The 14698-nt window shown below is 64.3% G+C and carries 11 protein-coding genes and 1 pseudogene; 10 read left to right on the top strand and 2 right to left on the bottom strand.

All coding sequences use genetic code 11. From position 1 onward, the window contains the following. Positions 1-230: 230 nt before the first annotated feature. The 9 genes from AC3A4M_RS05210 (at position 231) to AC3A4M_RS05170 (ending at position 9565) form a co-directional block, all read left to right on the top strand. Positions 231-506 (top strand): hypothetical protein, encoded by a 276-nt coding sequence (locus tag AC3A4M_RS05210; protein WP_498729078.1) that lies wholly within the window; start codon positions 231-233, stop codon positions 504-506. A 37-nt stretch (positions 507-543) separates the two neighbouring features. Beyond that, positions 544-1083, top strand: coding sequence for a hypothetical protein (locus AC3A4M_RS05205; RefSeq protein WP_498734367.1), 540 nt, complete (start codon positions 544-546; stop codon positions 1081-1083). Positions 1084-1139: 56 nt separating this feature from the next. Beyond that, the gene (locus AC3A4M_RS05200) at positions 1140-2603 is read left to right on the top strand and encodes a protein adenylyltransferase SelO (protein ID WP_498734366.1); all 1464 of its coding nucleotides are present in this window, start codon (positions 1140-1142) and stop codon (positions 2601-2603) included. A gap of 300 nt (positions 2604-2903) precedes the next feature. Then, the gene (locus tag AC3A4M_RS05195; protein ID WP_498734365.1) at positions 2904-4190 is read left to right on the top strand and encodes a glycosyltransferase; all 1287 of its coding nucleotides are present in this window, start codon (positions 2904-2906) and stop codon (positions 4188-4190) included. After that, positions 4187-6052, top strand: coding sequence for a right-handed parallel beta-helix repeat-containing protein (locus AC3A4M_RS05190; protein ID WP_498734364.1), 1866 nt, complete (start codon positions 4187-4189; stop codon positions 6050-6052). The genes AC3A4M_RS05195 and AC3A4M_RS05190 overlap by 4 nt, the downstream gene beginning before the upstream one ends. Next, a complete protein-coding gene (locus AC3A4M_RS05185; protein WP_498734363.1) occupies positions 6049-7131 on the top strand; it encodes a NosD domain-containing protein in 1083 nt (360 codons plus the stop codon). Before AC3A4M_RS05190 ends, AC3A4M_RS05185 begins: the two co-directional genes overlap by 4 nt. 15 nt (positions 7132-7146) lie before the next feature. Further along, positions 7147-8538 carry a UDP-glucose dehydrogenase family protein gene (locus AC3A4M_RS05180; protein ID WP_498734362.1) on the top strand — a complete coding sequence of 464 codons (1392 nt, stop codon included), beginning with the start codon at positions 7147-7149 and terminating at the stop codon, positions 8536-8538. Positions 8539-8626: 88 nt separating this feature from the next. Then, a complete protein-coding gene (locus tag AC3A4M_RS05175; RefSeq protein WP_264668847.1) occupies positions 8627-8902 on the top strand; it encodes a hypothetical protein in 276 nt (91 codons plus the stop codon). 15 nt (positions 8903-8917) lie between these two features. Then, entirely contained in the window at positions 8918-9565 is a 648-nt protein-coding gene (locus tag AC3A4M_RS05170) for an SGNH/GDSL hydrolase family protein (RefSeq protein ID WP_498734361.1), read from the top strand. A 364-nt stretch (positions 9566-9929) separates the two neighbouring features. Here the strand turns inward: AC3A4M_RS05170 and AC3A4M_RS05165 are convergent, their stop codons facing one another. Both AC3A4M_RS05165 and katG read right to left on the bottom strand, forming a co-directional pair. After that, positions 9930-10397 (bottom strand): GNAT family N-acetyltransferase, encoded by a 468-nt coding sequence (locus AC3A4M_RS05165; RefSeq protein ID WP_498734360.1) that lies wholly within the window; start codon positions 10395-10397, stop codon positions 9930-9932. 128 nt (positions 10398-10525) lie between these two features. Next, positions 10526-12813 (bottom strand): annotated as a pseudogene (gene katG, locus AC3A4M_RS05160) (catalase/peroxidase HPI). Positions 12814-13366: 553 nt separating this feature from the next. On the opposite strand from katG, the gene AC3A4M_RS05155 reads away from it, so the two are divergent. After that, positions 13367-14281: a M20/M25/M40 family metallo-hydrolase gene (locus tag AC3A4M_RS05155; RefSeq protein ID WP_498734359.1), complete on the top strand. Its 915-nt coding sequence runs from the start codon at positions 13367-13369 to the stop codon at positions 14279-14281. Positions 14282-14698: the final 417 nt, after the last annotated feature.

Below are 14698 nucleotides of genomic sequence, written 5' to 3'. Positions count from 1 at the left end.
TCAGGCTGATGCGCCTTCGCACCTAACCGTTCATCGAGACGGACCATGCGCCTCCCGGATCCCTTCCGGGGGCTTCGTTGTGCTTCCCGCCTCTCGCCCAGCGCCCGCCGGATTTTCTGCCAATCCGGGTCCAGACCTTGAAAACGGCCCTTCCAACATGGAAGGTAGTAAGCACACTTAGCACCTCTGCAGGGTATCCCAACGAGTCTTGCCAGAGAAGGAGCGGAACAGTGTCACCCACACCAAAACAACCCATCACCGATGACAGCATCAGGGTTCGCCAACTCAGCCACTACCAGTTCACCTGGGTGGCCGGCGAGCCGGGAGCTCCAGGCACCTGGACCCTGCAGCTTGTCCTGGACGAGGGCGCCTGGGAAGAAGTCTTGACCCTTGACGCCGACGACGCCGACAACCTGCAGGATCTGCTCTCCACGGCAGAGACGGTGTACTACGACATCGGCCGGCGCACCTTGATGTTCGGTACCACCAAGGCCGGCCATCAGTAACCCAGCCCACTCCAGCCACCATCCATAGGAGCCCAACATGTCCGGAAATCTCTTCGCACGGTCGGTCCACGACCTCACGGCAGCCACGTGGTTCGGAGGATCCCTGATGGGAGCCGTCGGACTCAACGGAGCTGCAGCCAAGGCACAGAATCCTGCCGAACGCACCCGCCTGTCCAGCCTTGGCTGGAAGAAATGGGCGCCGGTGCAGACTGCTGCCTTCGCATCCCACATCATGGCGGGGTTGCCGCTGATGTGGGAGAACAAGGGGCGAATGGCCAAACAGGAAGGCGCCACCCGGCTCACGGTTGTCAAGACCGGCGTCACCCTGCTCGGCGCCCTGGTCACGCTTTATGCCGGCATTCTTGGCAAGAAAGTCGAGCAGCTGGCAGGCGAAGGGGCCGAAGGTGCAACCGAGCCGGCACCCACAGCGTCAGCTGAGCTGAAGGCCGCGCAGAAACAGCTGAAGGCGCTCCAGTGGACCATCCCGGTCTTCGCCGGAACCGTCATCGTGCTGGGGGCGAAGCACGGGGAAATGCAGCGGCCCAAGCGCATCTTCGAGGGGCTGCTCAAGCACTGAGAAACCTGCCCCAAAAGCGCAGAAACCCGCCCAATCGCCGAAGGTATTCTGGATAGATGAGTGTCGAAGCCCAGTCAAACGTCACCTTTGACGGCCAGTTCGCCCGCGAGCTCGCGGAGCTGGCCGTTCCGTGGCAGGCGGAGGAAGCTCCCGACCCGCAGCTGCTCGTGCTCAACGAGCCGCTGGCTACGGAGCTGGGCTTCGACCCCGCGTCCCTGCGGAAGGCCGAGGGCCTGCGCCTGCTGATCGGCAACACGGTACCCAGCGGTGCCACTCCGGTTGCCCAGGGCTACGCCGGCCACCAGTTCGGCTTCTACTCGCCGCGTCTGGGCGACGGACGCGCTCTCCTGCTCGGTGAAATCGCCGACGCCGGCGGCGGCCTCCGGGACATCCATCTCAAGGGTTCCGGCCGCACGCCGTTCGCCCGCGGGGGCGACGGACTGGCCGCGGTCGGTCCGATGCTGCGCGAGTACGTGGTCAGCGAGGCGATGCACGCTTTGGGCATCCCCACCACCCGCTCCCTCGCCGTGGTTGCGACGGGGCGGCCGGTGCGCCGCGAGACCCTGCTGCCGGGAGCCGTGCTCACCCGCGTGGCAAGCAGCCATCTGCGCGTGGGCAGCTTCCAGTACACCCGTTCAATGAACGACGACGGCCTGTTGCGCCGCCTCGCCGATCATGCGATCGCACGCCACCATCCCGGAGCGGCGGACGCGGATAACCCCTATCTCGCCCTGTTCCAAGAAGTGGTTGCCGCCCAGGCGTCGCTGGTCGCCCGCTGGATGCTGGTGGGTTTCATCCACGGCGTGATGAACACCGACAACATGACCATCTCAGGGGAGACCATCGACTACGGGCCGTGCGCCTTCATGGACGCTTTCGACCCGGCCACGGTCTACAGCTCGATCGACGAAAACGGCCGCTACGCCTACGGCAACCAGCCGCTGGTGGCGGAGTGGAATCTCGCCCGCCTCGCGGAGGCTCTGCTGCCTCTGCTCCACGAGGACCAGGAACAGGCCGTCGCGCTCGCACAGGAATCGCTCGGCGCCTTCCATGGTCAGTACAGCGCTGCCTGGCTGACCGGTATGAAGACCAAGCTCGGTCTGCCCGACAGCCTCGACGACGACGTCGCTTCGCCGCTGGTGGACGAGATCTTCACTCTGCTGCAGGAAGGCCACGTGGACTACACGTCCTTCTTCCGGAGCCTCGCCAAGGCGGCCCATGGCGACGCCGGGCCTGCTCGATCCATGTTCCCGAGCCCGGCAGCCTTCGACGCCTGGACCGAGCGTTGGCGGGCACTCGACCCGGATGCAGACCTGATGGACCGGACCAACCCCGTCTACATTCCCCGCAACCACCTCGTCGAGGAGGCCCTCGCCGCCGCTGTCGACGGCGACCTGGAGCCGTTCAGCCAACTCCTGGCCGCGGTGACCGCGCCTTTCGAGGAGCGCCCCGGCCTCGAGCGGTACGCCTCCGCCGCCCCGGAAAGCTTCGGCCCGTACCGAACCTTCTGCGGAACCTGAACCTGAACCCGCGCGCGGGCCATAACGGCCGCCGGCTTCCTTGTTGCGCTGACTTTCGGGCTGATGGACCCTGACACGTTTGAGGTGTTTGGGTACGGCCGGCAACAGCTGGGGCAAATGGGAACCTTTGCCCCCCTGATTTTGAGGGGAAGCGACCCCCAAACCTAGGCTGGCCACCTTCGACCTGTGCCTGAAGGATGTGAGGCAGGCATCTGCTAAGGGGTAACGGGGCGCTGATGCACAAAGTATGCGCTTTTCGCTCGCCTTCTTGCTGAAGTCCACGACTGGCTAGGGAGTTGCATGCTTTCGCTCACCGATGATCGCAATGTCCTTCCCATTTCTGCGGACTGGGACTGGGCTGCGGTAAGCAGGTTTTACGCAGAGGTATCTCCGTACATTCCGGTCGCAGTAGCAGGAGCGATCGTTTGGGGCCTGTGGATCTACCGGTTCATCCTGTCCCGCAAGGCCCGGCCCATCGTCACCGGCTACCGCGCCACGTCGTCGGTCATCGTCCCGTCCTTCCACGAGGATCCGCGCATCCTGATGAGCGCGCTGGAGTCCTGGCGGGCCCAATGGCCGGATGAAATCATCATTGTGCTCGACGTCGAGGACCTGGAGGCATACCGGCGGATCAGGGCGCTGGATGATCCAACGGTGAAGCCCATCCTGTTCCACCATGTAGGCAAGCGCTCGGCGCTGGGTGCCGGAATCCGGCTGGCCCGCTACGAGCTTTTGGTCCTGACGGATTCGGACACCTGGTGGCAGCCTGGACTGCTGGACAACGTTCAAATGCCGTTCGAGGATCCACTAGTCGGCGCCGTCGGGACGCACCAGAACGTGTACAAGCGGGATACAACCCTATGGCGGCAGGTGGCGGACTGGTTGGTGAACCTGCGCTATCTCGACTATGTCCCGGCGATGGGGCGGGCAGGTGCCGTGCCCTGCCTCTCCGGGCGGACCGCCGTGTACCGGCGCGAGGCCGTACTTCCGGTGCTTGAGCACCTGGAAAACGAATACTTCATGGGCCGTCGCTGCATCTCGGGCGACGACGGGCGCCTTACCTGGCTGGTCCTGGCCTCGGGCTACAAGACGGTCCACCAGTCCACGGCGCGTGCGCTGTCGATGTTCCCTGCCGGCTTCCGTGCCTTCGCGAAACAACGCATCCGGTGGAGCCGGAACTCCTACCGGTGCTACCTGACGGCCATGGCCAGCGGATGGTTATGGCACGTTCCGTTCATCACCAAAGTGACGGTGCTCCAGATTCTGCTGACCCCGGTCACCATGGGGCTGACCATGTTCTACCTCATCTTCAGCCGGCTCGAACTCAACACCTTCGGAGTCACCGCAGCCGTGTGCTGGCTTCTTCTCGGGCGGGGGATCCGCGGCATCTCCCATCTGCGACGGCATCCGAGGGATATCCTGATCCTGCCGGTGGTGGCTGTTGCCGTCATCTTCATAGCGCTCCCGATCAAGGTCTACGCTTTCGTGACGATGAACAAGCAGGGCTGGCTCACCCGGCACGCGGACCAGGTTGGCGGAGAGGGCCAGAACGCCCAAAGCCTCGGCGTGCGGGAGGCAACTACATGATGTTCCGCCAGCCGGTTGTCATGATCGTTTCCGCCGTCGTCGTCATCGGGGTGCTGGCGGCAGGCATTATCTACGTAGCCAACGTCCGGACCGACGAGTCCAATGACGCCTTCGGCCGCAATGAAATCGCCAGCAACGGCAATGTGCAGGGCGATATCTATCCGGGTGATCCGGCCAGCGAGGCTCAGCTGGTAGAGCGCGAAGAGCAACGGCTTGTTTACGTGCGGACCATCGCTTCCGCCGCCCGCTGGAGAGTGAGCGGGTTGAAAGGACCGTACCGGCTCCGCACCGGGTCCACCTACACACTGGTCCTGCCCGGGCGGGAGAAGCCCTACACCGTTGACGATCTGCTCAAGCTCGCGCCGAAAGCCTTCGTCCGGCAAAAGGACGGTTCCTATCTGCTGTCGGAAAGCATTGTGGTTCTTCCCGGTGCGAACCTTTCCCTGATCGCACCCGAAGAAGCGGAAGGCCTGGACATCCGGTTGCTCAGCGGTGCGGAATCCTTTGTTTCCATCGTCGCCCTCGGAGGCTCCCTCACGATCGCCGGTTCAAAGGCCGCGGACGTTTCACTGACGAGCTGGAACAACGACGGCGATGCAGCAGACAGGAGGACGGACGATGGCCGTGCCTACATCCGGCTCCTCGGCGGCCACGCTTCCCTTGAACATGCCCACATCTCGAACCTGGGATTCTGGAGCGGAAATACCGGCGGCCTCTCGCTGACCGGTACCGACACCGCAGGTACTTTCGGCGACGAACCGCCTCCGCCGGCCCACGCAGAAGCCGCCGCAGCGGAAGGGGCACGGCTGCTGCCCGAGGACCAACTCACAGCGCTCGCGGCTGAAACAGGCGAGGACTACAGCATCGTGACCGCCGGCATCAAAAACGTGACCATCGAAAACAACGCTTTCGGCCTGTTCCTGACGAACGCCCGGGACGTTGCCATCGAGGACACGGCCATCAGCGGAAGCCTCGTCGACGGACTCGTCCTCCACCGCGCTGTCACCGACGCGGCCATCACGCGTACGTCATCAACGGACAATTTCGTAGACGGCTTTGCCATCGGCAGATCCACCACAAGCGTGGTGCTTAAGGACAGCACATCCCGGGGCAATGGCCGCAACGGCATCTCCCTCGACGGGCGGCCGCTCGCGGACGGACCGAACGCCGTCGGAACGGCAGTCAAGATCTATGGCGGCAACCGCATCATTCAGAGCACCTTCGAAGACAACAAAAGGTACGGCATAGAAATAAGCGGAGGCAGGAACCTGGAAGTTAGGGGAAACACTATCGTGAAGAACAATGTGGGCGTGGTGGTCAGCCATGGTGCCGAGAGAGTGAATATTTTCGCCAACAATCTACGCAACCAAGTGCAGCAGTCGATCGCCCTTCGTGAGGCCGGTGCCTCCACTGCCGTCCGCCACAATGACATTCGGGGCGGTGACACCGGCATCTACGTCCGGAACTCCGGTGCCGCGGTCTCCGGGAATACCTTGAATTCCATCTCGAACCACGGCCTAACACTGCGCGGCGATGTGCGGGGCACCAACGTTGCGAGCAACGTGATTTCCGGCTTCGGATCGAGCGCAGTGTGGGACGAAGAGTCCAGCGGTGCTGCCCTTGGGGAGAACGATCTGCTGGGCTGGCGTCCGGCTTACACCTTTGAAAGGGCGGTCAACTTTGTCTTCCAACCACTCACCTTTGTGTGGCTCCTGCTTGGCGGGCTCCTGCTGGTGACGGCCATGAGCGGCCGGCGCAAGCGGCAGGACACGACCATCCGCAGCCCTTATGCGGAGCGGGTGCCGCTGACTTCCCTCAGCAAGGGCATAGTCTCCCTTGACGACGTCGGGCAGCGGCGGTGAACGTCCTGAAGCGGCCGGTGGTCCTGACGGCCTCGGTGCTTGCATTGATACTCGTTGCCGGACTGATCGTCTTCCTGACGAAGGGCCTCGTAAACGCGCAGCCCGGGTCTGCGCCGGCGGCGCCTCCGGCAGCTTCAGCACCCGCGGCACCTCCGGCTTCAGCTCCGGCAGTTCCGGACGCTCCGGCAGCGGATTGTCCGGCGGCGACCATCACAGTTTCCACGGCTACCGAGCTGGACAACGCCCTGGCGGATGCCGGACCGGGCACCGTTATACAACTTGCCGAGGTCGAGTACATCGGCAACTTTTCGGCAACCGGAGACGGCTCCGCGGACCAGCCCATCACGGTGTGCGGAACGGACAAGAGCATTCTCGACGGCGCTGACGTGGAGGATGGGTATGTTTTCCATCTGGAGCAGGCGTCCTACTGGGTGCTGGACGGGTTTGCGGTCCGTAACGGGCAAAAGGGCGTGATGGTCGACGAGACCACCAACTCGATCCTGCGGAACCTGACGGTCAGCCACATCGGCGATGAGGCGATCCACCTGCGGAAATTCAGCACGGACAACAAAGTGATCGGCAACACCATCACGGATACCGGACTGCGCAAGCCGAAGTTCGGCGAAGGAATCTACATCGGTACGGCAGAGAGCAATTGGTGCGACATCAGCAATTGCGAGCCCGACAGAAGCGACCGCAACGAGATCGCGGACAACACCATTTCCGGCACCACCTCGGAAAGCGTCGATATCAAGGAAGGAACTTCCGACGGGGTGCTGCGCAACAACACCTTCGACGGTTCGGACATTGACGCGGCAGACTCCTGGGTGGATGTGAAAGGCAAAGGATGGACCATCGCGGATAACTCGGGCAGCAATTCACCGGAGGACGGTTTCCAGACCCACGAAATAGTCGATGGGTGGGGGACCGAAAACGTCTTCCGCAACAACACCGCGGAGGTCAACGGCCCCGGCTACGGGTACGCGCTGACCCCGGTGCGCGACAACGTCGTCGAATGCAACAACAAAGTCGCCGAAGCCGAAAGCGGTCTATCCAACGAGCCTTGCGGCACCGGTTAGAGAAAGAGTAATCACGTGGACAACACAATTCCTGCTCTTCCTGCGCCCAAAGCCACGGTGATCGGCACAGGGTATCTCGGCGCTACGCACGCCATTTGCCTGGCCCTGATGGGCTTCGACGTCCTCGGCGTCGACGTCGATCAGGACAAGATCGAGCTGCTCCGCGCCGGAAAGGTCCCGTTCTACGAGCCCGGCTTGCCCGAGAAACTGGCGGAGGCGCTGGCCTCGGGGCGCCTTGCCTTCAGCACGGATTTCGATGAAGCTGCACGCTTCGGCGATATCCACTTCGTCTGCGTCGGCACTCCGCAGGCAGCGGAATCCGCAGCTGCCGACCTCACCTACGTAGAGGCCGCCTTCACGGAGCTTGCCGCCAGGATTACGCGTAAGTCCCTGCTAGTGGGCAAATCAACCGTGCCCATCGGTACTGCGGCGCGGCTGACGCGGCTGGCACAGGACATTTCACCGATCGGGACCGAGCTTGAGCTTGCCTGGAATCCGGAGTTTCTGCGGGAAGGATTTGCCGTTCAGGACACGCTGCATCCGGACCGGCTCGTCTTCGGCGTCGCTTCCAAATGGGCGGAAAGCCAGTTGAGAAGCGTCTTCAACCCCCTGCTGGCCGATGGAACGCCGGTCATCATCACGGATCTGGCCACGGCCGAGCTGGTCAAAGTCGCAGCCAACTCCTTCCTCGCCACGAAGATCTCCTTCATCAACGCGATGGCCGAAGTCTGCGAAGCTACCGGAGCGGATGTAGGCGTGCTCGCGCAGGCGCTGAGCCTTGACGGCCGGATTGGAGGCCGCTTTCTGAAACCCGGACTCGGATTCGGCGGCGGGTGCCTGCCCAAGGACATCCGCGCCTTCAAATACCGCGCCGAGCAGTTGGGCGTGGGGCAAGCCGTGAGTTTCTTGGGCGAGGTGGATTCAATCAACAACCGCCGCCGCGTGCGGACGGTAGACCTCATCCGGGAGCTTTCCGGGGGAGACCTGACAGGCGTCCGCGTTGCCGCTCTGGGCGCGGCCTTCAAACCAAATTCCGACGACGTTCGTGACGCCCCGGCGCTCGACGTCGCCCGGCTGCTCTATCTCGAGGGAGCGGTGGTGGCGGTCTACGATCCGGAGGCAAACGTGAACGCCCACCGCCTCTACCCGGACCTCAACTACGTCGGCTCGCTGGCAGAAGCGGTTGCCCAGGCCGATGTGGTCGCGCTGCTCACCGAGTGGGACGAATTCCGCCGCGCGGACGCCGGTGCTCTCGGAGCCCTCGTCAGGCACCGCCGCATCTTCGACGGGCGGCACGCCCTCGATGCGGGCCATTACGCCTCGCACGGGTGGGACTACCGTGCCCTCGGACGTCCCTACAAGCCCAGCACGATCACGCTGCACGAAGACGCGCGGGACACGGCTTGAAAGCGGCTGGCCGATGATGGAAACTGGTAAGCACACTTAGCATCTTGGGGAAGCTGCCATCCGATTTCAGCCCTAAAGGAGCAGGACCATGACCCCCACGCCCAAGCAACCCATCACCGATGACAGCATCAAGGTCCGCCAACTCAGCCATTACCAGTTCACCTGGGTGGCCGGCGAGCCAGGCAAGCCGGGAACCTGGACCCTTCAGCTCGTCCTGGATCAGGGCGCCTGGGAAGAAGTGCTGACCATCGATGCCGACGACGCCGATAACCTGCAGGACATGCTCTCCACTGCGGAGACCGTGTACTACGACATTGGCCGCAAGACCCTCATGTTCGGTACCACCAAGGCCGGCCACCACTAGGAACAAGCGAACCCCTTGTACGCGTCAAGCGGCCACGTGGTCCTGCTCGGCGACTCCATCTTCGACAACAAGGCCTATGTCGAAGGCGGCCCCGACGTCGTTCATCAACTCCGCGGTGGACTTCCGCCCGGGTGGAAGGCAACCCTCCTGGCCATCGACGGCGACGTCATCTCAGGCGTGCCGCGGCAGCTTCGTTCCCTGCCGCGCGACGCGACCCATCTGGTGATCAGTGCCGGCGGAAACGACGCGCTGGGCTACGCCTACCTGCTGCAGTCTCCCGCGCGTTCCGTGGCGGAAGTTCTTCACTGGTTCGGTGATGCGCAGGACCGGTTCGCGTCGGATTACGAGGCCATGGCGGAAGCAGTCGCGGCTACCGGGCTGCCCGCTGCGGTCTGCACGGTCTATGACACTCCCGCATCCGGGCCCGACTACCGGATCATCAGGACTGCCGCGGCCTTCTTCAATGACTGCATCACCCGCGCAGCCTTCGCCCGCGGCCTGTCGCTGATCGACCTGCGCCTGATCTGCAACCAGGACGGCGATTACGCCAATCCCATCGAGCCGTCGGTCCAGGGTGGCGCCAAGATCGCCCGGGCGATTGCCGCCGTCGTCGGTTGTCGTCAAGTTTCCCGTAATTCCACCGTTATCGCGGGGACGGGGTGACGGCCGGAAGCCCAGACGCACCCCAGTAATCGAGGACTGGGGCCATTGTGCTGTAGTGCTGGTCCACAGGGGAGGCCAGAATGGTTACGTCGGAAGCGGCCGGGAGAACTGTCCGGTTCCGTCCGCAGCGTCTTCCTTGGGGGCGGCCGTAAACGCGGCCGGGGTGGGAACACCCGAGATCCGCGGCAACAAGTGAAATGGCTTGAAGCGAGCTGGCTTGGGGAGGCCTGGCTTCAGGCCATTTCGCATGTCCGGGAAAGCTCGCCGTCGAGGCCGCGGCTGGCCCGGCCGGCCACACAACCCAGGTTCCGCGAGATCCAGGAGGCCCAGCCCGACGTCCGCGATGTACGGACTGGCGCCGAACCTAGAGCTCACGAAGGTAACAGAGCATTCTGTAGTCCTGACCGGGCTGGATGTTGGTGAAGCCATGGCGTTCGTAGAAGCGGCGGGTGTCGATATCAACCTCATCGACGTTGATGTGCATTTCGGCTGCGCCCCGCTCACGGACCCGCAGGAGCGCAGTCTTTAGCAAGGCGGTCCCGATGCCCTGGTCCCGCAGGTCGGGGTTCACGTAGAGCTCCTCAAGCTGGGCCAGAGTCCCGTCGTAATACGGCGTGGGCCGCAGGGTCAGGAAGGCGAACCCGGTCGGAGCCTCAGCAGTCCCGGACAGGAGTACAAGCACGTCCTCGCGAACCAGCAGGAACCTGAATCGGGCGGAGAGCTGCTCGGCGGTAGGGCCGGGTGTCTCAAACTCGTTGTTGAAGTCGTACAACAGGCGGCCGACGGTGCACGCCTGCTCGGGCGCAGCAAGGAAGACATCTGTGACGGCCATAAAGCTATTCTGAGGGTTTGCGTGCAGGTGGTGGAAGTCCTGTCATCGGGCCTCCGCCGCACAGGTCCGAACGCTGCCGGCCGGCTGCTCCGGGCCGGCCGCAAGTGCAGCCGGCCCGGATGCCTCGGTCAGCGCAGGTCGAAGCGGTCGAGCTCCATGACCTTCACCCAGGCTGCCACGAAGTCGTTGACGAACTTCTCCCCGGCGTCGTCGCTCGCGTAGACCTCGGCCAGCGCCCGGAGTTGGGAGTTCGAGCCAAAGACCAGGTCGACCGGTGTGGCGGTCCACTTCAGCTCGCCGGTAGCAACGTCGCTGATCTCGTAGACGTTCTCCTCCTCTGACGCCTTCCACCGAGTACCGGGGGAGAGGATGTTGACGAAGAAGTCGTTGGTCAGGACCTGGGGCCTCTCGGTGAGAACGCCGTGGGCGCTGCCGCCGACGTTGGCGCCGAGGGCGCGCATGCCGCCGACGAGCGCTGTCATTTCCGGCGCGGAGAGGTCCAGCAGGTACGCCTTGTCCACCAGAAGGGTCTCCGGCTGGAGCTTCTCGCCCGGACGGACGTAGTTGCGGAATCCGTCCGCCCGCGGCTGCAGGTACTGGACCGACTCGACGTCGGTCTGCTCCTGCGACGCGTCGGTGCGGCCGGGGAGGAAGGGGACCGTAACGTCGAAGCCGGCGTCCCGGGCTGCCTTCTCCACTGCTGCGCAGCCGCCCAGGACGATCAGGTCCGCCAGCGAGACTTTCTTGCCGCCGGTCTGGGCGGTATTGAACTGCTGCTGTACCCCCTCCAACGCCTGCAGGGCATCGGCGAGCTGCTCGGGCTGGTTGACCTCCCAGCTGCGCTGGGGCTCCAACCGGATACGGGCTCCGTTGGCGCCGCCGCGCTTGTCGGTCTTACGGAACGTGGAGGCCGAGGCCCAAGCCGTGCTGACAAGCTGCGGGACGGACAGGGCATCCAGGAGCTGGGCCTTGAGCGAGGCCATGTCCTGCTCATCGATCAGCTCGTGATCTACCGCGGGGATCGGGTCCTGCCACAGCTGCGGTTCCGGGACCCACGGCCCGAACATGTGCGGACCAACAGGACCCATGTCCCGGTGCAGGAGCTTGTACCAGGCCTTGGCGAATGCCAGCGCGAACTCGTCCGGGTTCTCCAGGAACCGTCGGCCGATCTTTTCGTAGATCGGGTCGAAGCGTAGCGAGAGATCCGTGGTGAGCATCGTGGGCCGGTGCTTCTTCTCCGAGTCGTGGGCGTCGGGAATGATCTCCGGGGCGTCCTTGGCCACCCATTGGTGGGCGCCAGCAGGGCTCTTGACCAGCTCCCACTCGTGCTCGAACAGGATCTCCAGGAAGCGGTTGCTCCACTGCGTCGGCCGGTCCGTCCAGGTGACCTCGAGCCCGGAGGTAATCGTGTCACCGCCCTTGCCCGTCCCGTAGGTGCTGAGCCAGCCGAGTCCCTGGTCCTCCAGGTTCGCGGCCTCGGGCTCGGGGCCCACGTGTGCGTCAGCGTCGGCTGCGCCGTGGGTCTTGCCGAAGGTGTGGCCACCGGCGATGAGCGCGAAGGTCTCCTCGTCGTTCATCGCCATCCGTTTGAAGGTCTCGCGGATGAATGCTGCCGCGAGCTTGGGATCCGGGTTGCCCATGGGACCCTCGGGGTTGACGTAGATCAGGCCCATCTCGGTGGAGCCGACTTCCTCCGACATCTGGCCTTCGCCGATGTAGCGTTCATCGCCCAGCCAGGTGTCCTCTGGCCCCCAGAAGATCTCCTCGGGTTCCCATACGTCCTCGCGGCCGAAGGCGAATCCGAAGGTCTTGAAGCCCATCGACTCGAGGGCGACGTTGCCTGCAAGGACGAGCAGGTCGGCCCAGGAGAGCTTCCGGCCGTACTTCTGTTTCACCGGCCACAGCAGCCGCCGGGCTTTGTCAAGGTTGGCGTTGTCGGGCCAGCTGTTCAACGGGGCGAACCGTTGGCTGCCGTCCCCCGCCCCGCCGCGACCGTCATGGACGCGATAGGTGCCGGCAGCGTGCCAGCTCATCCGGATCATCAGGCCGCCGTAGTGGCCGAAGTCCGCGGGCCACCAGTCCTGGGAAGTGGTCAGGACCTGGATGATGTCCTGCTTGAGTGCCTCGACGTCGAGCTTTTGGAATTCCTCGCGGTAACTGAACGTGGGGCGAGCGGGTTGCCTGCCTGGTTATGCGCGTGGAGAACGGAGAGGTCGAGCTGGTTGGGCCACCAGTCCGCAACGGTCCGCGGCCGGTGAGCCTTGGGCTGCGGGGAGTCGATCGCCGGGTTCTCGCTCTCGCTGCCATGCGAGGTCACGCTGTCAGGGGCGACCGGACACCCACCTTCGACCTTGCTGTCCAGACCCTGGGCACTTCCCGGGGTGGGGATCGGGGGATGGTCCTGGTGATCGGTCATGTGCTTCCTTCCATATGGCCGAGGCCAAGGTCGGACTCGGGCAGCCGGTCTAACCCTCCCATTTCACCATGAAGGAACGCCGCGGGGGAGAGCCTTCCGGCGAATTGCATGAAGACCTGCACCTTCGCACCAAGAGATGAGCCGCTCAATTTGTCTGACTTTGTTTGCCGTCATTGCCGTTCTGTTTCACAGCAGCCTCACAGTTTGGCCACAGTGGGGCCTTATGACCGGGCCCGACCGTGGAGTATGGCAAGCAATCTTGATAGATTGCACGTCCGCACCATCGTGTAGCAGTAGCTTCGGCCGCCGGTTCCGCTCCGGAATCCCCGGTGATCGGGTCCGTCAAACAACTGACCGGCGTCCAGGACGCAGACTTGGGGGAGTCGACATGCGACTTGTTAGATCCGTTCCGAAGTGTTTCCAGAACCGCCCTCATCAGTACACCCGGCTGTGGAGCGTTGCGGTGTGCGCGGCACTCGTCGGCGGTGTTGCCGCTTGTTCGGGCGAGCCGCGGCCGGCTGTAGGTGTGGAGGCCCCGCCAGATCCTTCAGTTGTGCGGGAGGTGGTTGAGCCCAGTGCGCTGACGCGGCACCTGGAGGCGCTGCAGGCGGCGGCCGACGCGAACGGTGGGAACCGGGCCGCTGCCACCGGGGGCTATGAGGCGTCCGCGGTGTACGTCGAGGAGCAGTTGCGAGCCGCGGGGTACGAGCCGCGGCGGCAGGAGTTCAGCTACGACGGCCAGGACAACTCCGTCGACACGTTCAACATCCTGGCCGACACCGGTAGCGGCTCGGGCAGCGTGCTGGTGCTCGGCGCGCACCTGGACTCGGTCCAGGAGGGGCCCGGGCTCAACGACAACGGCAGCGGGGTCGCCGCGGTGCTCGAGGTCGCGCTGCGGCTCGCCGAGGAGGGCGCCGTGCCGCGGGAGCGGATCCGGTTCGCGTTCTGGGGCGGCGAGGAGGACGGGTTGTACGGCTCGGCACACTATGTCGAGGAGCTCTCCCGCGCGGAGTCCGCCGCGCACGTCGCGTACCTGAACCTCGACGTGGTGGGCTCGCCGAACGCGGTGGTGTTCGTGTACGACGGCGACGGCTCCGACAGCGAGGAGGCCGGGCCCGAGGGGTCTGGGGCTGTGGAGCAGGTTTTCCTGGACATCCTGCGCGCCGAGGGGATCGAGGCGCTGCCCTTTGGGTTCATCGGGGATTCGGACTACGACGCGTTCGTGCAAGGTGGCATCCCGGCCGGTGGCCTGTTCACGGGCGACGCGGGGACCAAGAGCGAGGCCGAGGCACGCACCTTCGGCGGACAGGCCGGACTGCAATACGACGAGTGCTTCCACCTCGCCTGCGACAACATCGAGAACGTTGACATGGCCATGCTGGAGCAAATGACCGAAACGCTCATGAGCGCGACCGTCTCGCTCGGCGGCATCGAGGGCGGCCTCGCCAAGGGCTCGGCCACCGGTTGAGTTCGGCGCCGGAGAGGTGGAAGCCGTCCATCGGCACGTGCGCGTACCACTGCTATTCCGGAACACGAGTGCCGGTGTTGCGCTGTCGGACCAGGGCCTCGGTGAGGGTCGTCTTGCCTGCGCCTGGGACTCCTACGATGTTGCCGTGACGGTCAACCTCTTCAATCCTGAAATCGCCGTCATCGGGGACAGCCCGCGTAGTCGAAGACTACCTCTCGCAGGAATCCGCGAAGCCGTCTATCGGCGGTCCCTGCCATGGCCACCTGGCGCATCCGGATAATCGGTGCCACTCAAGGGAAACAAGCGGGGCATGATAGGACTCGCACTATAAGTAGCTCAATCCGTGTTTAACCGGGACCCCTTCCCGAGTTGAACCAGACCTCACGAAAGTCTTCCGTCACGCAGTCGGCCTAAACC

The sequence above is a fragment of the Arthrobacter sp. Soil_C_60 genome (assembly GCF_057656375.1).
Note: the sequence above shows the minus strand (reverse complement) of the source record. Positions and strands in the feature narration are given on the sequence as shown.